The organism is Idiomarina seosinensis (genome assembly GCF_003987275.1).
GTDB classification, from domain to species: domain Bacteria; phylum Pseudomonadota; class Gammaproteobacteria; order Enterobacterales; family Alteromonadaceae; genus Idiomarina; species Idiomarina seosinensis.
The window spans coordinates 208670-227673 of record NZ_PIQF01000002.1; the positions used below are offsets into that span (position 1 = coordinate 208670).

Below are 19004 nucleotides of genomic sequence, written 5' to 3' on the forward strand. Positions count from 1 at the left end.
CTATGTGCTTGTCAACCAAAGCGCAAGAGGCAATATTGGATATTGACGACAAAATGGCGCATCACTTATTACCAACCTACTTCTTCCCAGTAGATTTGACGGTCGCTGCCTTGATATATACCGAATGTTGCTTCGGCTTCCGGATTGTCATCGAAGTCGCCGTCATTATCATTGTCTACTTTTAAAAAGTCGGGAACATCTAGTTCGAAAATGAACTGCTGGATACCAACCACTGCATTACTTGAGTCCTCTATCCAGGCTAATTGCTCTGCGATAGGCACTGAATCATTGAATAATTTACCATCATTGAGAAGTTGCTGGGCTCCTGCCTGAACCTGCAGTTCAGCATCGTAATCAGAGGTCACAACGTTATCATTAACTTGCGAGCCTTCGAAAGCCGTACATACATCCTGCTCAAAGGCAACAAACTCGGTTCCGTTCCAATATTCAGCCTGTCCTTTTATTGACAAAGGATCTGAAGGAGGGCCAAATAAGTTTTGCAATTGCATCCGTCCATAAACCAAGTTTAATCCTGAGCTGTTCAACGCATAATAGCTGCGTGGTGCACCATTGCTATTTAACTCTGCTCCTGAAGTATCGATTAGCGAGTAATAGTTGCCATTCTCTGCGTCGTTATACTGAACACCTAACTGGTATTCTGCATAGGGTCCCTCAGGTGAACCAACCATCCGCTCGTAACGAACCTCAGGAATACCGACAAACGTCCCTATACCATCCGTCCAACTTAATTCGGTATTAATGGGCTCCAATTGTGACGATGAAGGCAATAGCGTACTTGATGAGTCCTCGTTAAAGGGATAAAACTCAAGCTCAGCATTGGTTTTAACGTAGGGTAAGCCGTCGTCGTAGTTTACCGTTACCGCTCCTGCAGCATTAACGGCTGACACTTGTGTGCTACCATCTAACGGTTGCAATTGACCAATATAGAAGTAATCTTCATCAAATTCACAACTTGTTGAATCAAATCCCGACGTACTAATTTCAAATCGATCCGGAATGTAACGTCCCGGACTATGGGTTCGCGTTGGCGTGCTGACCGGCGGGTGGACTCCCGCAAGATAATCACCTGATTCTATTTCGGCAACAAATTGTGGTTCACCAACCTCTGAATAAACAATCGAATTTGACGAGGTTGTTCCATTTACCGGATCGTCGAAATTCTCCTCGCCAGATATATTCCCGGCTATTTCGTCGGCTTCAGCCACACTAACTGTATTACTCAACTCTAACCGCTCAGTCACCAACTCATTTCCGAAGTTTGGTGTAACGGCTCCGTTTGAATTTAGAGCCGTCAAATTTACCGTAATCTCTCTACCCGCTCGGGCGATGATATCGCCGCTAAAAGTTTCATTTGGGTTAGAGCTGGTAACACCAATTGCCGCGGGTTCCCAAACGAAAGATTCACTGCTGCCCTCAAGCACCTTTCCATTGGGCAGCGTAGCCCGAGCAGACAACCTGACTTCTCCAACGTCGCCGTAGTCGATCGCTAGAGCTTCGCTGCCACCGGAGAACTGCACCGGTACACTAACAAAGCCTCCGTTCGCCGGAAGCGTCGCCGAACCTGCATCACTGGAAGCTGACATCGTTGCTTGTGGGTAAGTAGATAGGTCACTAATACAACTATTAGGATTTATACATTGTCGGCGCATATCAATAGAGCCGACTTGCTCGATAGCAGACTGGCATTGCAAGGTACTGTTATTTAGCTCGACCGTATGCAAATATAAATTGCTGTAGGATGTACCGGCTGTTTGTTTAGGAATATCAGTCGAGGTCAAGTTTGGTCCATTAGTGAACAAAAATCCGGTATCGTTAAAGGTAATTTCGCAATCGGTGGTTTCTGCCCCATCAACAAAACAACGACTGGAATTATTCGCAGACGGAGTCGCTGAATCTATCGCTACCTGGTATGTACCCGCTGTGTATTTTTGCAGCTGAACCGTAGCGCTGCCAAAGAAGTTAACCGGATTTTCACTCCAGTCGTCAGCTGCATCTGATAGGCTCAAATCTACCGTACTACTGTCGGTGGAAATGTTGTTGCAGTTAATGTCCTCACAAGCTCTAACGGTTATGTCTGCTCCCGTACAGGTCAGTGCTTGCGAGTTGAACTCCAGACGATAATGTTCAACCCCCGTAGCACCATCGCCTTCAGAGCTACAGACTTGAAATAGATCAAATTCATGAACGTTAGTCGAGCCACCCGTGCTTCCGGCAAAGCTAATATAAAACTGATCCGGTATGGCAGGTTGTAGACCCGAAATATCAGTATTTTGATACAGTGACGTGTAGTTGTCCCCTTGTCCGGAGATATCTCTTAGCACTTCAACACTAACACTACTCGTGTCAGTGTTGTCGACAACCACTTTGTATAAATGTCCGGGCTCGGGTGCAGTGGAAGAAGCATCATCTATACCTGGGTTCAATGTGTCAGACGTACCAATATATTGATACTCCTGACGTCCGGGCACTGCATCTTCAGCACCTCTCAATGTTACACTGTCAGGCGTACGTTCAACACCACCATTTCTGCCCTCGTTGGGGTTAGCAAAGTTGCCGTATGCATCAAAACCAATACCTAACCAACCACCATCGAAGCCCTCATTACCATTAGCATTGGCATAGCCCAACGAGCCGCCAAATTGACCGGCATTATCGGGTATTTTATCCGACAACACCAAGGCAATACCGTCAGCTCCACTGCCACCGTATGCGAATAATCTAAATGTTACTTCAACTCGGTTCCCCGCAGCAGCCACCGGTTCCTTTAGTGTAATTGCTGTGGTTTGATTTTGAATGTTCTCTGTTAATCGCAGACGGGGCGAGGGAGTGCCAGAGTTAATTACGCCTGGAACACTATTATTACCTTCGACGATTTGCCAATCCTCTTGGAATGAAGTTTCATTTAACGTTGGTGATAGGCACACTTGCGGAGTTGACTGGCATAAGCTAGTTTGTTGCGCAACTGCGATTAATTGGGTATCTGTTAGAGACTCATCAAAAATTGACACCTCATCCATGTCACCATCAAAATATCGATTTTGATTGAAGTCATTGCCCAGTATCAGCGGTAAATCATTAGTTGTTAATCCACCGGTATAGTTTTCAGTTGTCTTCGAGTCGATATTAAACTGGTCATCAATAATGGTGATGCTTTGTTCTCCATCCTTATAACGGATTGCGACGTATTGCCATACGTCCTGAGTTATCGAAGTGGAGCTATCAAATTGTCGTGTATTACCGGCATCAGTGTTCCACCACCAGTTAATGCTACCGTCATTTTTGACATGGAACTCGTAATTAGTATCTTTCGACAAAATTGTCATCAAGCTGGATGTTGGGTTAAAACTGTCAGGTTTTATCCAAAGCCCAATGGTGAACTCTTCTCCAGTGCCAAAGTCGAGTTGATTGTTTAATCCACTACCGTCATCGGCAATTTGTATTGTGTGATTTTGGGTATAATCAAATTCGCCGTATCCACAAGTACCTTCACCACTTAGGTTGGTCGGTATTGCCGGCGTATCGGTACTCCAAGCGGTATTGCTATTAGTTCCGTTGAATCCATTACCACTACTGTCAAGAACTTGCCCTAACGCGTTATCCCAGGGACCGTCATTTAAACGCCAATTTAACAGCGGCTGCGGAGCACCCGGCGGTTCGGCCGCACAAAACTGACCGCCGTCAAGCGGCGTTACGGGTCGTTGATAAGTAATATTTGGCCCAAAGGTTCTACCTGAGTCCAGTGCGGTTGAAGTACCTCCAACACTTACGCCTCCACTAATTAAAATACGGTTATTCAAATCGTTAGAATGGAAATAGCGGAAGTTACTCTGGACATAAATATAGGCATTAATGCGAGCGTCTCGTTCGATAGTCAAATCACCCGTAACAATTAAGATAAGTTCACGGGCATCGCCTGACGTATTAATTCTCCTTCCAGATTGGATGGTTAAATCACCATCAATGTAAACACGCGAGGTTTCTCCATTCGTGTCATAGTTTTCACCAACATCGGCAAAATCGCCAATGCGCAAATAATCGGTCGGCTGAAGCAGCTGAGGCAATTGGTTTTGACTGGAGTTATCAGGTAATGGGAATGGCTGCGCTTCAGTATTACCGGTATCGTCAAATGCCGTTGGCCAAATTGCTGAACATTGCGCTGGCGCTTGAGCTGCACCGCAACTGCGAGTGCGATTATACAACTCTGTCACTTCAGCTTGCGTATAAACGCCTGTCGCAACGGTGACCTCGTCAATTTCACCAACCAAACCGTTTGACCCAAACTGCTGCCCACCGATATATAGATTAGGCTGACCGCCAATATTGTTAAGATTAAAATTACCTGGGGTTGAAAAAGTTGCAACCTCTGTACCATTGATATAAAGCCTTAACACTCCCTCGTCAGCATTAAAGGTTGCAGCAAGGTGTTGCCATTCATCGTTAAGTAGCTGTGGTTCATTTTCGGACTGGTCGCCATACTCAACAGAGTAAACATCACCTTGATTATTGCGCACTTCAAAGTTAAGCCCTCCGCCATTTGCTCGGCGATAGACCTCAAAACGTCCATCACTTCCGAGAGTGGGCCCTTCTCCTAGAATCAATAATGTTTGGTAGTCCTCGTCGTTATCGTTCGGATCCTGGCGTTGACTACCCCCCTTAAACCAAAGCGACACACTGACCGAATCCACGGAGGACAGCGCTGCTATATCCGGTATTTGAACTTGGTTGCTGCCATCAAAAGTACCGTATCGACAGGTACCAGGAGTGCCCGTAATCGCTGACGAAAACACATTCGTCGTCGCGCCTCTAAGTGCCCTTCCGTCATTGCCGTTACCACTGGCGTCAATAACCTCACCTGCATTACCCTGCCACTGTTGTTCATCAAAGTGCCAGTCGCCGATGGTATTACTTTGAGAGCCGCCACCAGTGCCACTACAAGCCCCCTCATTATCATTTTGGTCACAGGTCTCACCGCTGACCGTTCCCTTTCCCAAATCATCATAGTTTGGAGCATTAACGTAGCCATTAATTTCACTATCTTTTCCTAATTTCACATCTTTTTTTGCATTAATATTTCCATTAACTTCAACATCCTTGTCAATCTTGATTTCGTCACCAGATTCTATATTACCGTTAATTTCAACATCTTTTTTAATGTCTACCTTGTCATCTGCTTTAATATTGGCGTTAACCTCAGAATCTTTTTGTATCGTTACTTTTCCTGTCACAACAATGTTAACAAGAGGAGAGCCTTCTTCATTAAACTCCACCTCTTTAGATATTTTTAAATCTCCATTAACCTCTATTTTTACTGTATCGACTTCCGATAGTTCAGTATCATCTTTCAATTTCAATCCATCATTGCATACATACAGGTTTGGAGTTGAATCATCGCACTCATCTAATGAGTCAGCTGCATAAACGCTAAGAGTCGGGACAGTAAAAAACAGCAGAACACCTAAAAGCTTAGTCATTTTTTGTGTAGCGGAACGCATTAGTTTCTCACTCGTTTTTCTAAGTCAAAAATGAGTGCCAGCAAATAGGCTGACGAGGAAAGCAACACATCAAGGCGTTGTAGCATCATTCTATCGTCCTCGCTTCGATAGCAACCTTTCGCGTTGTAACGGTGTTACCCGCTTCGCAGGTGCCCGTCGACTCAAGGCGGTAGTGAGTATCACCACCGGTATAGTTAAACGAATTGCATACGACTTCTGAGCGGCATTGAGCAAGCCCTCCGTTACTGTACGTTACGGTGCCACTATTTACAGCCGAACAATCAGCAATATCACTGCCTAATGGAAACAGTTCAACCATCCCGAGTTGCAAGCCACTTTGTGCTGCCATAAACGCGCGGTTTCCGAACACTTCAACTACCGTTGAGTCTGAGCTGGTACTGACTAAACGAGTGAGTACGCTAACCAAGAGACCAAGCACCACAATAACGAAAATCGCGACCACTAGCGCGCTGCCTTGCTGGTTTTTGTGTTCAGCTATACTTTTAGGGCGCATTAGGAATGTGAACCTCTTGATTAAAAAACAACCGCTCTGCTGCTGCCGTTTCGTACTCTAAAAATATATGTATCACGTTATTGCGCAATAACGTCGCATTTTCAACTTCGAAGGGCGGCTGGCTCCCCTCAGCTGTTAGATTAATAATGCGTTCACCGATGGCGACATTGTCAGAAGATGATGGCGTTTGATTCCATCCATAGTCGCTAAACCTGCGGATAGTACCTGCGGTATCAACGCAAAAACTGACGGGAGAACTGCCAACATAAAGACGCTGTCGAGGGGATTGTTCCGCAAAAAAATAATTGGATTCAAGCGTTATGGTGGTTTGTTGGCCGCTCCGGGTTTGATTAGTGTCAGCTAACGCCCAGCGACGCTCCCCTGCGACATCCTCGTTATAAACGTATTTAGGCTGTGTTGCATAAATAAATAAGCGGTCGTTATTAGGTGCTTGAGCGCTTATTTGACTCCAGCTTGTCGACATTGTGACAAGCTCCAGTGTTGCTGCCGCAGAGTCATTAAAAGGGGCGTTATAGTAGGTTCCTGCCACTTTGATGGGTACAAATTCGAGGCATTCGCTACCGTCGGCTAAAGACCTGACGCGCGCACTGTTAGGAACCGAATTGCGCAACTCGCGGGTAATTCGTTCAATGGTAAACCGACTTTGATCGAGCAGTTTAAGCCGCTCAGCTCCGGTAACGTACATTTCAGAACCTAAGCCAACGAAACGAAAAGTAAATATCGAGACGATTGCCAACAAAACAATCACGACGACGAGTTCGATTAACGTAAAGCCTTTCATCACCAATTACCCCGCACCCCGGAAAATTCAATACGCTGGCTTTGTGGCGTTACAATTACTATATCAATTTGTTTGGCTTCATTAGCTACAGTTTCGCTGACACGAACCTCCGCTGTAAAACCGTTATAATAAGCGGTGTCGATAGCGTTGCCAAATATGTTATCCAGGCCGGTTTGATTGATACCGAGGCAATTGAAATCATCGACGTCATCAAAGTCCGCCCGGGTTTCCGAGCCATCGGTATCAGGCAGCGGATTCCCCGGGCCGGCACACGTTGCCTCCGGTACCGTGCAGGCTCCGGCTCCTTCACTACAGCGGACGCTTGCCGTGTTCACTTCGTCATACTTGCGAGCCATGATTTCATTCATGAGGCTTTGCCCCAGTTCAGCTGCCCGAACCTGCTGCCAGGGGTCGACGGTTTGGCGGAACAATGGACCCATTCCAGCGGTGACCACTCCGATAACGATGGCGATAACAACGATGCCAATAATAATTTCGATGAGAGTAAAGCCGCGTGTTTTATTCATTGGGCTTTAGCTTAGTAACGTGAGAGAAGAATGAAAAGCGTTAACTGTCGGCATAGCGACTCCAGCATTCTGTTAGTTAACTACATTTTCAGCAATCATAAATGTAGCCTTCTTTATTAATGCACAGTGAAGCACTGGCCCCACCCGGCTCATTAAAAGTTAGCTGACATTGACTGGTGCAATCAAGGTTTTGAGGCTTCCCCAAAGGACCGAACTCAACAGCAAAAGGCAACGATGGCGTATTAACTACTGCCAGTGTGTTATCAGTATAATTCAACAATCTATCGTTACTGTCAGTGGCTCCGGACGGTAAGGTATAAGCTGTTGAACCACAGTTTTGCTCCGGACGACCCAGTGTCGCTGAGGTAACGTAAGCGGCTTTGCAGTCATCTGTCGTTCTTTGCATCGCTGACAACTGGATATTGCGCAGCACGCTTTTAGCGCGCTCGCGCAATACCACACTATCAATGCCGTCAGTGCCAATAAATAAAGGTGCTGCACTGACGGACAATATACCCACCACTACCAGGACTATTATTAGCTCTACTAGGGTGAAGGCTTTCATTTATGCATTAACAACCACCTGTAACTGTGGTTACGGTTGCTTTGTTTGATTCATCTTCCGCTTCTGTATAAAGTAAATGACAACTGTCACCGTCTTCGGCGGTTATAGAAAAATCTACATCGCTAGATTCAAGAGACGATGGGTAAAAACCGACACTACCTTCTGCAGGGTTTCCTGCAGCTGCGGATGTACCACTCCCGGCGACCAAAGTCCAATCGGACGCATCCAGTCCTGCTGCAATATCAATGCCTCCAGCCGCAGCTTCAGGGTAACCGTAAACGATCGAAACAGATCCACCGTTTGTCTCTACGGTGCTACCGCTAGCTGTTCCTGAACTACCGTCAACTAATGAGCGCGCGTAAACAGAATCCATTGCTCCTTTTACTGAGCCTTTAGCCCCCTCAACAGTGCTCACTCTCGCGTCTGAAGAAAAATTAATAAACTGCGGAGCTGCAGTCACTGCCAAAATCCCCAATACGACGATCACAATGATCAGCTCGATTAAGGTAAAACCTTTTTGATTACGCATAGTGTTACTCTCTCTATGTTGAACAATTTTAAATTAAAACTTGTGACACACTTTATCAGTTATTGTTATTACTGAATACGGTTACGCCACCATTTCTTGGGTTATAGACAAAAGCGTTGCCGGTTGTCTGGTAATCGGTTCCGCTGGGTGCGGTGTTTAGATTCTTAATGGTATTGGCCAAGAAATAGACACACAATTGGTTGTCCATTGTCGGCTCGGGATTGGCGACTGCATGGGTGTAATAGCGGTTTTCTCCCAGTGTGGTGAAGTCATCGGTTATGGTCGGCGAACCCTGCAAAATTCCCTGCATTAAGCTCATACAGTCAGCGCTGGTTAAATTTTCATCGTTAATCGAGTTGTCGCCGCGAGCGGTTACTGGATAGCCTGTGTTGCCATCAACATAGATGGGTAACGAATCCAGCTCCACTTGCGCGCCGGCACCATCGGTGCCATTGCCTCTTGGGCGGCCACGGAGTTCCCATTCCCCCCGAGCGATGCCGACAGCACTGGCAAAACCTCCTGCTACACCCTCGATAGCTGAATCTTCAGCGTCTGCTGTTACATCGGTAAAGCGCGGTAACGCGGAAGCCGCCAATAACCCCAAAATTACCACCACGATAATCAATTCTATAATGGTGAAACCGTACTGTTGCTTAACCGCTCTCATGACTTGCGTCCTTTATTACATATGGTCATAGTTTATAACTTTAATTTTACATTTAATAGTAATTACGCTTGGTTTTTGATCAATTTATTTGACCTGTTTCACTGTTATAAAACAGCGTAAACATTTGCTCGTCTGAATTTCCATTGAGTCGATACGAACAACCCTGTGGTTGTTCCGAAATAACCAGGTTATAACGACCACCGGCCAACATCTGCCACAATTCATGACAGCCGTTTTCAACACTTGGCCAGCCTTGCTGGTTCATTATAATTTCAACTTTTGAATCACGGGTCATTAACCAGACGGTGGATGGTCTACCGCGCCGCAACCACTCGGTTTTGGTCAATAGTAGATTCTCATTAAATCGCTTAAGCAGTACTTCACGCTCAGCCTGTTGCCAGCCCCAACCGTCTCCTATAAAGCCTTTTTTTAACATCAACATTATCAACAGGCCGATAGCAACGACAACTAAAACGGTTTGTAACCACCGTTTTAAATTGCTTTGCGCTCTATCTTCCGCTGTCATTTTCGTCTCTGCCCGTTAACCGCCCTGATAAGCACTCATCATATCCCACATTGGGGTAAATATGCCGAGGGCCAATATCAACACCATAACCGCTACCACCGCTATCATGGCTGGCTCGATACGCGCTGTTAATGTTTTAAGATCGTAGTCTGTTTCGCGTTCATAGTATTCAGCCACTTCTCTTAATAACGTATCGATACGGCCCGTTTCTTCACCCACCACGATCATTTGCATCACCAGCGGTGTAAATAACTGGGACTGCCGTGCGGCGCGTGATAAGTTTTCCCCGCGTTCTATGGATCGGCGAATATCGAGAATCTTTTTTTCCATCCAGGCATTATCCACCGCTTCGGCTACCAGCGATAACGCCTGAGTCAGCGGTACACCCGCGCCCAGCATCACCGAAAAGCTACGCGAGAATCGCGCCAGCATCGATCGCTCCAGAATGCTGCCAATAATTGGGACCTTCAGCTTAAGGCTGTCCCACAACAACCTTCCGTTCTTGGTCGCTTTGTAATAGCGAAGACCAAAAAAACTGGCAGTCATGGCAATAATCATTAGCGGCCAGTAATTGACAAAGAAATCAGAGGTTCCTAATAGCGCTCGAGTCGCCCAGGGTAATTCAACGTTAAATCGGCTGAACATATCGGCGAATGTCGGGATCACAAATATGTTTAATACGAACAGCGCAATGACCAAGGCTATCAATACAAAGCTCGGGTAACGGGTCGCCGCTTTGATTCGCTTACGGGTGTCCTGCTCTTTCTCAAGATATAGCGCGAGTTGCTCGAAAGATTCTTCCAGCTGCCCGGTATTTTCGCCGACGTGAACGATGGCGATGACCAGCTTTGGAAATACTTTTTTATGCAGGGCCAGTCCGGCAGATAAGGTCCGGCCGCGCTCTAGCTGGCTATGAACGTCGCGTAATGCCCGCTTCATTCGTTTGTTTTGTGTACTGTCGGATAATCCCTCTATAGCGCGCAGAATAGGAATGCCCGCATTCGTCAACGAGTACATTTGCCGACAAAAGATGATCAGCTGATCGAGATCGACTTGTGGCTCCAGCGCGTCCCGCATGGTTTGTATCACTGAGCCAATACTCAGGGTAGTATCGCTGCGCTTAGTGTCATTGCGGCCAGTCGGTTTACTACCACCGGCTGCGTTAACCTGCACCGGAATTAGCCCACGACTCATCAGGTTACTGGCTGCTGCACGAGAGTCATTGGCTTCGACATCGCCCGTTTGTAAGTTGCCGTTTTTATCCCGCGCCTGATAGCGAAACCGCATACTAAGACTCCTCAGCCTCGGCATTGGCATCGCTTTCTATGTCAGTCTTAGCAAGCGTAATGTTATCTTCCACGCTTTCCGCCAAAAATAACACTTCCTCGACGCTGGTTATTCCTTGCTGCGCATATTCCAGCGCTACCAGCGCCATCGACCGAAATCCCGGTGCCTCATTAGCTGCTTCAGCAAATTGCTGGGTATCGTTCATGCGTAATGCGTCCATCATTGGTCGGTTCATTTCCAGCAGTTCGAAAACACCAATACGACCTTTGTAACCCGTGTGGTTACAGGACTGACAACCGCTACCCATTTTGTAGGTTTTGGCGGAGCTGTCTTTTTCTAGATGCTCCAGTAATGCCGCTTGGTCATCATCCAGGGGCTTGGCCGTCGCACAATTATCACACACCCGACGCACCAGTCGTTGGGCAATAATACCGCGCAGTGCGGCAGCGACTAAATACGATGGCGCGCCCATGTCTATTAGCCGCATGGCACTCGTGATCGCATCATTGGTGTGTAACGTTGATAACACTAAGTGACCGGTTATAGCGCCACGCAAGCCTATCTCGACCGTTTCATGGTCACGCATCTCACCGACCATGATGATATCGGGATCCTGACGCAAGGTGGTGCGCAAGACACGCGCGAAATCGAGACCAATTTTTTTATTGGTCTGCACCTGAGAAATCCTTGGCAGTCGATACTCGACTGGATCCTCGACCGTAATCACCTTTTTCTTTTCGGTATTGAGCTCGCTCAACGCGCCGTATAGCGTGGTTGTTTTACCTGAGCCGGTAGGTCCGGTCACCAGCAACATTCCATGCGGCCGCCCAATTAATGCACGTACGCGTTTTAACAGAGGCGCCGGCATACCCGTTTGTTCCAGCGATAAAATACCGCTGGTCTGATCCAGTAAACGCATAACGCAGGATTCGCCATACTGTACGGGCATGGTCGATACACGCACATCAATACTGTGGTTTTTAACCTTAATATTAAAGCGACCATCCTGGGGTAAACGGCGTTCAGAAATATCCATGCCCGACATTAGCTTTAGGCGTAGCACCAACGCATTGGCGATATTAGTCTCGTCGAGGATGTTTTCCTGCAGCACGCCGTCAATACGCTGCCGAATGCGCAGCATATTCTCGTCGGGCTCGATGTGGATATCTGATGCCCGTACTTGTACGGCATCCTCGAACAGCGACTGCAACAGTTTGGCAACGGTCGCGTCTTCGCCCTCTTCATCCAGACTTAAAGTACCAAGCTCAAATTCTGAGGTTTCTTCGTACTCATCCTGCAGTTGGCTGGCAAAGGTCTCTATCTCTTTCGTACGCCGATATAGAGCATCAAAGGCCTGCAGTAGCTCGGACTCCGAAACGACCGCAAATTCGAGATTTCTTGGCGCTAACCGTTGGGTGATAGCATCAACTGCGGATAAGTCAGCGGGATCGCTCATTCCCACTAACGCAGAAGAATCGTCCGACTCAATAACCAACGCACGATGTCGTCGTGCCTGAACCTCGGGCAGTAACTTGAAAGTTTGTGGTGGAATTTGTCGGTCGCTAATCGATAACAGCGGTAACTTTAATTGCTGCGACAAGAATTCAAGCAGCTTTGATTCAGTAATGTAACCCAGCTCGATAAGTGTTGCGCCAAGCTTACGACCTGATTGCTTTTGCTCTTTTAAGGCATTGTCTAACTGCTGTTCACTAATGACCTGTTCCTGAACCAACAGATCACCAAGACGCATTTTAAGGCGTGGGCGTTTCATGCTGGCTCCTTAACTGTTGTATCTGCTGAGCAATAAATTCCAGCGTGGCCTGGTTACCGACCAATTGCGCCGCACGCTCGAAGTACCGCAGGGCTGCCTGCGGATCAGTATCTCTTAGTGCCAGGGCAAGACCCAGATGCCAGCGGCCTTTATCGGGTTCGACCTTAACTAATGCACGGTAGCTGCTGCTCATTAGTGCCGTATCATTCAGTTTTTGTCCCAGCTCTGCCATAAACTGATAATACTGTTTAAACTCATTCGGGTCTGGCTGACGTTGCATTAAAAGCTGTTTTGCCGATCCTGCTTCACCTCTTTTATCAAGCATGCTGGCCGCTAACAGACGTAACGAATGAGCATTCGGAAACGCTTCCAGGCCATCGCGTAAAATGGACAATCCCTTATTGAGTTGACCACGCCCATACTCAAGCGCCGCCCACTCCTTGCGCGCTTCATGCAAATCGGGTTTGGCGTCGAGAGCATCGCTGAAATAATCAGAAGCATCACTAAATAATCCTCTGGACTGCGCATCACGGGCTTTTCTTAGCGCTCTCTCTGCTATCTCTGCAGCACTCAGATTAACGCTTCTTTTGGTAAATGAGCCTTTGTCGTTAGTTGTTTTAGTATTTTGTTGCCGGTCAGCCTCAGGCTCGGTTCTCTCTACTTTTGCCTTTACCGGGTTTGCTTCTTTTGCCCGGGCGATAGCGGCTGTATCGATTTGCTCTGGCAGCTCAAATGGCTTTGCTGAGTCCTCCTCAGCGGGCTGTTGAGAGTCTGATGGTTGTTGTTGCGTCGTCGCCAGCGGCTGCGGATTCAACGGTTGTTCCGCTACTGACTGAGGTTCTGAGCTATTTTCGTTGGCGCGGGTGCTATCGCTACCAAACCCTATTTCGTCACTCATAAAAACAAGCGCCAGCACAACAATACTGAACAGCAGCAGTACCACTAACTTAGTACCAATAGGGGATCTCCGGCGAGGCGCAACCGCTGACCCCTGATAACCGCTCGACCCGGACTGTTGATGACGCTTATCAAGGTCTTTTAGCACTTTATTGATGATGCTCATGAGCTTAGTCCTAAGCTCTGAAGAATCTTACTAATCGGCATTTGCATATAACGCAGGCTTGCTATTCCAATAATAATGATAAGTGCGCTAACAATCAGCCACACCACCAAGCGGTAATTCCGTGGTTTATAAACAACATCCTCGGTGTCTTCGGCAGCAAGCTTAAGATCTCTGTAGGTTAGCTGATGTCGTCCTTCTCCGTAGGCCAGTAGCAGCATTTTATGACACAACATATTAACCAGCCGCGGTATGCCACGACTGCATTGATAAACGGAGTTTACTACTGAACTAGAAAAGATTGGCGCCCCTTTATAACCTGCAACGTTCATCCGGTGGCCAATATATTGTGACGTTTCATTGGCGTTCATTGCTGTAAGACGGTAGGAAAAGCTAATCCGTTGCCGCAACTGGCGAAATCGATGCTGCTGCAAACGCTCATCTAGCTCGGGTTGACCAATCAACACAATATGAATCAACTTGCGCGACTCTGTTTCCATATTAGACAACAGCCTTACTGCCTCCAGACTATCCTCGGGGAGTGCCTGCGCCTCATCTATCAGTAAAACTACGGACTTACCTGACTGATTAATATCAACTAGCCGTTGTTGCAGAACCCGTGCCAATTGATGCTCTGTTTCTATAGTCTGGGTATCAACTTCCAGTTCGTGGGCGATGGCGCGTCTAAGTTCTTCAGGATTCAAATAGGAGTCAGGGACATAGGCGGTTCGAAAAAAGTCCGGAATCTCGTCCAGTAGACGCCGACATAACAAGGTTTTACCAGTGCCTACTTCGCCGGTTACTTTAATAAACCCTTCGCCTGTATTCAGGGCTGTCAGTACCACCTTCACCGCTTGCGCATGACTGTCTAGCTCGCAATAAAATTGCGTGTTAGGCGTTATCGTAAACGGCAGTTGTCTTAATCCATAGTGATACAAATACATAAGCAACGGCTAGCCAACTATTAACGGTTTAACTCAGGGAACCAAGTTTCTAAAAGTTCCCGCGAACGCTCAAGTTCCTGTTGCCAGGTATCCACACCGATCACAGTCGGCTTAATCAAAATCACCAGTTCTTTTTTCTGAGCACTATTACTTCTATTCGTAAATAAGTTACCAATCAACGGGATATCGCCAAATAATGGTACCTTTTGAATATCTTCACTGGTTGATGTCTGCATCAACCCTCCGAGCACCACAATCTCACCATTGCGCGCTCTAACTATGGTATCGGACTCACGAATATTGCTTCGGGCAAGTGGCAGCCTGAGTGTCTCATCGCCAATCTGTATTACTTTCTCTTGTTCAGCGGTTTCGACCACAGAAGGGTGAACATGCAGAGTAACGACGCCATCGTCGCTAATCTGCGGTGTCACATCTAAAGAAATACCTGAGAAAAACGGTGTGAGTTCGACGTCAGAGCTGGTAAGGGCGTCACTGATGCCCGAACTGTTGGTCTGCGACTGAACATCAGTCACGTAGTACTCATCCTCACCGATTTTTATTACCGCTTTTTGGTTATTGGACGCACTGACCCTTGGATTAGACAAAACCTGGACACTCCCCTGGGTTTGCAGCAGATCTAAAAAGCCAGAGAAATTATTATCCTGAAAACGTAAACCAAAGACCCCGTTACTTGTGGCAGCGCTTAAATCGTTCGGTATCGAGCCGTTAAAACTTACGTCAAAACCAGACGACAATTGATCCAGCTCACTCCAGCGAATACCCTGCTGAAATTCATCACCCAGGGTCACTTCGATAATGCGCGCTTCCAAAATAACTTGTCGTTGTAAGCGTGTTTGTATAGTGGACAGGAACTCCCCAACAGCCCTCAACTTTGAAGGCTGAGCAGTTACGCTAACAATACCAGCCTGGGGCGATAAAACGACACTGCCTGAGGTACCCACCACCTTTTCCAACATCGATTCAAGCGAACCCCACAGATCAGTTTCTGACTGAGTGCTGATACTTGCTCCATTGCCCTGTTGATTATTACTTTGGAAGCTACTTCCGCCTTGGCTGCCCCCACTACCACCAATCATTCCCGGGTTATTAAAGCTGCCCGAACTGCTACTCATATTAGAGGAATTGCCAAGGTTTCCACTTTGATTACGTTCCTGGCTAACGCCACCACTGCTAATCTGAGTTTGGGACATGCCAAAACGCTTTAGTGACAAGTAATCCAAGGAAAACGTCTTAGTTCTGACACCCTGCGGAAAGACTTGGATCATCCGGTTGTTTTGTTTTATTTCATAACCGTATGTATCTCCAATAACATCAAGCGTTTCAACTATCGTGACGTCTTTGAGATCGACCGAAATGGTACCGTCTACATCCGGGTGAACGATAATGTTATAGGGCGTATCCACCGTTAAGCTATAAAAGAAGTCGCGTGCCTCTACCTCGTCTGCCTGTAATACAAAACGGGGCTCTTGCAGGATACTATTTTCTCCGCGTTGCTCAGACGGCTCCGTCAAAAAGGCGAGCACCTCATCGGGGATTTTATCTTTACTTTTAGTATTGTTACTGGTTTGCTGTCTATCTACTGACTGATGACCTTTCAATGCATCATAAGGTTCTGATGGACTATGAGTCGGATGATACGCACAACCCGCTAGCACACTCAACACGCCTATACTAAGAAGCCATTTCATTAGCCGCCTCCATTAATCGCTGAGCGTTTTTTTATTTTTTTCCCAAACATCGTTAATTCGAGTTCTTGTTGATCATTTTGCAGCCGAATGCGCTGACTTTCGATAGCAGTAATTCGATAGTTACCCACTTTGTCTCCCAGTTGATAACGCTGCCCATCAATAATGGCGTAGCTATTGTTACCAAACGAAATAATTTGCGTTAGTGTCAGCTGACGTTGCTGTGTCGTACCATTTTCGCTCGCCGTGGGGCTCCAACCGTACGGTCTTGTCGGGTCACTGGCCTTGGCTGCAACAGAAATTGCGGCAAGCGTTAAGGCAATCAATAGTTTATAGTTGCTAACCACCAATGATCTCCTTATCAACACTTAATAATTGCCAGGCCAAATCTACCCGCGCTTGCGGATAGTCTGTCACTTTATAGCGGAACTTATACCACTGTACTTCTGGATTCCGTTTGCGTAACTCCCGGAAAAACTCCTGGAGCTCCGTGAAGTTCCCTTGATAAGAGGCGTTAACTCGATGCCGATATAAGTTCACGGTTTGTTCTGTGGTAATCGCTTCAGGAGAACTCGACTCCAGACTAACAAGAGCGATCCCGTCAGGATAATCCAACGCATTTTCTATAAACTTTCGCCTTGCAGATTGATCAAGCAACGTATAGCTATCGGTCTTTTCTTTCAGTGACGCTAATCGTGCCTGCTTTCGTTTTATCTCTTCCAGTAACGGTTTATCGACGTTAACTGCTAATTGTTGCTGCAATTGTGCCGATGCTATTTCTAACTGTTCAATCTGTTGTTCAGAGGCTCTTATTTTTTGCTCATCCCTACGCAGTTGCTCCTGTTGCGGCAGCACGCCGTAGCTTATTAATGGCAAGGTTACTAAAACCCAAGCTGCGACAGCGATCAGCGCTCTGCGCTCTTTCGGTAGTTCGCTAAACTTTTCACAGTACTGCTGCCACAAATCGTGCCATTGACGCATTATTGACTGTCCTCTCGCTCAGAGGTCTCAGGTGCCGTTTCGGACGTATCCTGATTGGTCAGGCTAAAAGTCTGCTCTCCTTTGTCATTTCTATCGAGATCGACAACAGCAAAACGACTACGTGACAAAAGCTCTGTTTGATCAAATCGTTTCATCCAACGAGGCAACAAATTTGCTTTTATCGCCTTGCCATTTAACGACACGCCCGCCGGGGTCATGGAAAACTCTGTTAACCACAAGCCTTCAATATTTGTGTTTGACAGGTCCTGCATCAGCTCATCAGGTGTATTGGTTTGACGCTGCTGTTCGGCCAACTTGGTGTTTAGCTGACGTTGAGCTGTGATTTCTTTGTCCAGTTGGTCCGCTCGCTCGGCAAGTTGCTGACTTGGCTCGCGTTGCTCTAACTGTTGCTGTTGCTGCTGTTGCTGTTGCTGAGCCTGATTTAATTGCTGATTAACACGTTCAAGCTGCTGCTTAACTTTGTCACTTTGCCACCCGACATAAATTGACGCGCTAACAGCCACGATTAAAAGCACCACCGCAACAATAATTAACCTGGGTAAGGTCAGTGTTTGAACAACTGGCTTTAACTCGTCGCGTAGCAGGTTAACTGTTTGTTTCATTCACCGGCTCCAGTAGCTGAGTCAGGAGATTTATCCGGCAATGCTGCAGCCAACGCTTCAATATCACTAAAGTCGCCTTCACAGAGCTCGTTCATCCAGGACTGGTACGAAAAAGCCTCTACATTCACTGCTAATAAATCTTGTAAAGCTGTTTTCATTGCGTCCATTTGTGGATGTTTGATAGCAAGCTGTATTTGTTTCACCGGAGCTTGTCGCAGCTGGCTCTCAAAGTAATCCATTGACCGTTGCAACTCAGTCGCCATCGGCTCCATTGCACCAAGCTCGATTTCCTCTTTACTGTAGCCATCAAGCGATCTCAGACCACGCAGGCCGCGAGAAAAACATAACTGTCCCTGATGATAGATTTGAGCTATGTAGCCACCATTTTGGACAGGGTACAAACAAAGCACCGCTGTCGCTGATGGTTCATGCAGCTTTTTAAGCTGCAGTTCACCAACAGAGATTAATACTAACTGCCAATCGGCATTTATTATGGCATGCACCCAGTCGACTAATTCACTCTTTTTAGCGACCACCGCAACCACTTTATTGTGGCCTGATGCCTGGTAGGGAAGCTCATAATAGTCTGTGATCATGTCTTCCGGAGCTAACTCCACCAGCTCACCGAGCTGAAAAGCGAGGCTCGAGGCGATATCTTGCTCAGGTAGGTCGGGTCGGTCGATAGCAACGGCCTGATAATGGCGGACGCCCAAAACAAGCTCCGTTACGCAGTGTCTTAGGTCGAGCTTATGGTAGCGTTTTTGGCACTGCTCTATAGTTGAGGGGATATCGCCTGCTGAAAGGTCAAAAGTATCGTTAACAACAACTTCGGGATGGTCATGCTTTGTATGCCGCAACACTAAAAGTCGCAGCTGCTGTTCACCCAAGTGTAAAATTATCCGGTATTCACCAGAACGCGTCTGAGACGCTCCGAAGCGCACGGTACTTCCTTTTTCTCATAATAGTTATAGGATTCAAATGCTAACACG

At 47.0% G+C, this 19004-nt stretch carries 17 protein-coding genes; all 17 read right to left on the reverse strand.

Translation table 11 applies throughout. The annotated features are described in order from the left end of the window. Positions 1-68: 68 nt before the first annotated feature. Positions 69-5366 (reverse strand): DUF6701 domain-containing protein, encoded by a 5298-nt coding sequence (locus tag CWI81_RS07335; protein ID WP_198678657.1) that lies wholly within the window; start codon positions 5364-5366, stop codon positions 69-71. A 232-nt stretch (positions 5367-5598) separates the two neighbouring features. Continuing rightward, complete coding sequence (locus tag CWI81_RS07340; RefSeq protein ID WP_126784662.1) at positions 5599-6027, reverse strand: Type II secretory pathway component; 429 nt, start codon at positions 6025-6027, stop codon at positions 5599-5601. Beyond that, positions 6017-6829 carry a prepilin-type N-terminal cleavage/methylation domain-containing protein gene (locus CWI81_RS07345; protein ID WP_126784663.1) on the reverse strand — a complete coding sequence of 271 codons (813 nt, stop codon included), beginning with the start codon at positions 6827-6829 and terminating at the stop codon, positions 6017-6019. The genes CWI81_RS07340 and CWI81_RS07345 overlap by 11 nt, the downstream gene beginning before the upstream one ends. After that, on the reverse strand, positions 6829-7356 hold the full coding sequence (locus CWI81_RS07350) for a prepilin-type N-terminal cleavage/methylation domain-containing protein (RefSeq protein ID WP_126784664.1): 528 nt from the start codon (positions 7354-7356) through the stop codon (positions 6829-6831). The genes CWI81_RS07345 and CWI81_RS07350 overlap by 1 nt, the downstream gene beginning before the upstream one ends. A gap of 88 nt (positions 7357-7444) precedes the next feature. Then, entirely contained in the window at positions 7445-7921 is a 477-nt protein-coding gene (locus CWI81_RS07355; RefSeq protein ID WP_126784665.1) for a prepilin-type N-terminal cleavage/methylation domain-containing protein, read from the reverse strand. Between the two features lie 7 nt (positions 7922-7928). Then, positions 7929-8450: a type II secretion system protein gene (locus CWI81_RS12885; protein ID WP_126784666.1), complete on the reverse strand. Its 522-nt coding sequence runs from the start codon at positions 8448-8450 to the stop codon at positions 7929-7931. Positions 8451-8505: 55 nt separating this feature from the next. Continuing rightward, the gene (locus CWI81_RS07365; RefSeq protein WP_126784667.1) at positions 8506-9117 is read right to left on the reverse strand and encodes a prepilin-type N-terminal cleavage/methylation domain-containing protein; all 612 of its coding nucleotides are present in this window, start codon (positions 9115-9117) and stop codon (positions 8506-8508) included. Positions 9118-9196: 79 nt separating this feature from the next. Further along, on the reverse strand, positions 9197-9643 hold the full coding sequence (locus tag CWI81_RS07370; RefSeq protein ID WP_126784668.1) for a hypothetical protein: 447 nt from the start codon (positions 9641-9643) through the stop codon (positions 9197-9199). Between the two features lie 15 nt (positions 9644-9658). Beyond that, complete coding sequence (locus CWI81_RS07375) at positions 9659-10930, reverse strand: type II secretion system F family protein (RefSeq protein ID WP_126784669.1); 1272 nt, start codon at positions 10928-10930, stop codon at positions 9659-9661. A gap of 1 nt (position 10931) precedes the next feature. Then, on the reverse strand, positions 10932-12701 hold the full coding sequence (locus tag CWI81_RS07380; RefSeq protein WP_126784670.1) for a GspE/PulE family protein: 1770 nt from the start codon (positions 12699-12701) through the stop codon (positions 10932-10934). After that, entirely contained in the window at positions 12682-13764 is a 1083-nt protein-coding gene (locus CWI81_RS07385) for a tetratricopeptide repeat protein (protein ID WP_126784671.1), read from the reverse strand. Before CWI81_RS07385 ends, CWI81_RS07380 begins: the two co-directional genes overlap by 20 nt. Further along, the gene (locus tag CWI81_RS07390) at positions 13761-14705 is read right to left on the reverse strand and encodes an ExeA family protein (protein ID WP_126784672.1); all 945 of its coding nucleotides are present in this window, start codon (positions 14703-14705) and stop codon (positions 13761-13763) included. Before CWI81_RS07390 ends, CWI81_RS07385 begins: the two co-directional genes overlap by 4 nt. 20 nt (positions 14706-14725) lie before the next feature. Next, on the reverse strand, positions 14726-16414 hold the full coding sequence (gene mshL, locus CWI81_RS07395; protein ID WP_126784673.1) for a pilus (MSHA type) biogenesis protein MshL: 1689 nt from the start codon (positions 16412-16414) through the stop codon (positions 14726-14728). Then, positions 16414-16758, reverse strand: a complete 345-nt coding sequence (locus CWI81_RS07400) for a SctD/MshK family protein (protein ID WP_126784674.1) — start codon at positions 16756-16758, stop codon at positions 16414-16416. The genes mshL and CWI81_RS07400 overlap by 1 nt, the downstream gene beginning before the upstream one ends. Continuing rightward, positions 16751-17392 carry a hypothetical protein gene (locus tag CWI81_RS07405; RefSeq protein ID WP_126784675.1) on the reverse strand — a complete coding sequence of 214 codons (642 nt, stop codon included), beginning with the start codon at positions 17390-17392 and terminating at the stop codon, positions 16751-16753. The genes CWI81_RS07400 and CWI81_RS07405 overlap by 8 nt, the downstream gene beginning before the upstream one ends. Beyond that, positions 17392-18015 carry a PilN domain-containing protein gene (locus tag CWI81_RS07410; RefSeq protein ID WP_126784676.1) on the reverse strand — a complete coding sequence of 208 codons (624 nt, stop codon included), beginning with the start codon at positions 18013-18015 and terminating at the stop codon, positions 17392-17394. Before CWI81_RS07410 ends, CWI81_RS07405 begins: the two co-directional genes overlap by 1 nt. Continuing rightward, complete coding sequence (locus CWI81_RS07415) at positions 18012-18956, reverse strand: type IV pilus biogenesis protein PilM (protein WP_126784677.1); 945 nt, start codon at positions 18954-18956, stop codon at positions 18012-18014. The genes CWI81_RS07410 and CWI81_RS07415 overlap by 4 nt, the downstream gene beginning before the upstream one ends. Positions 18957-19004: the final 48 nt, after the last annotated feature.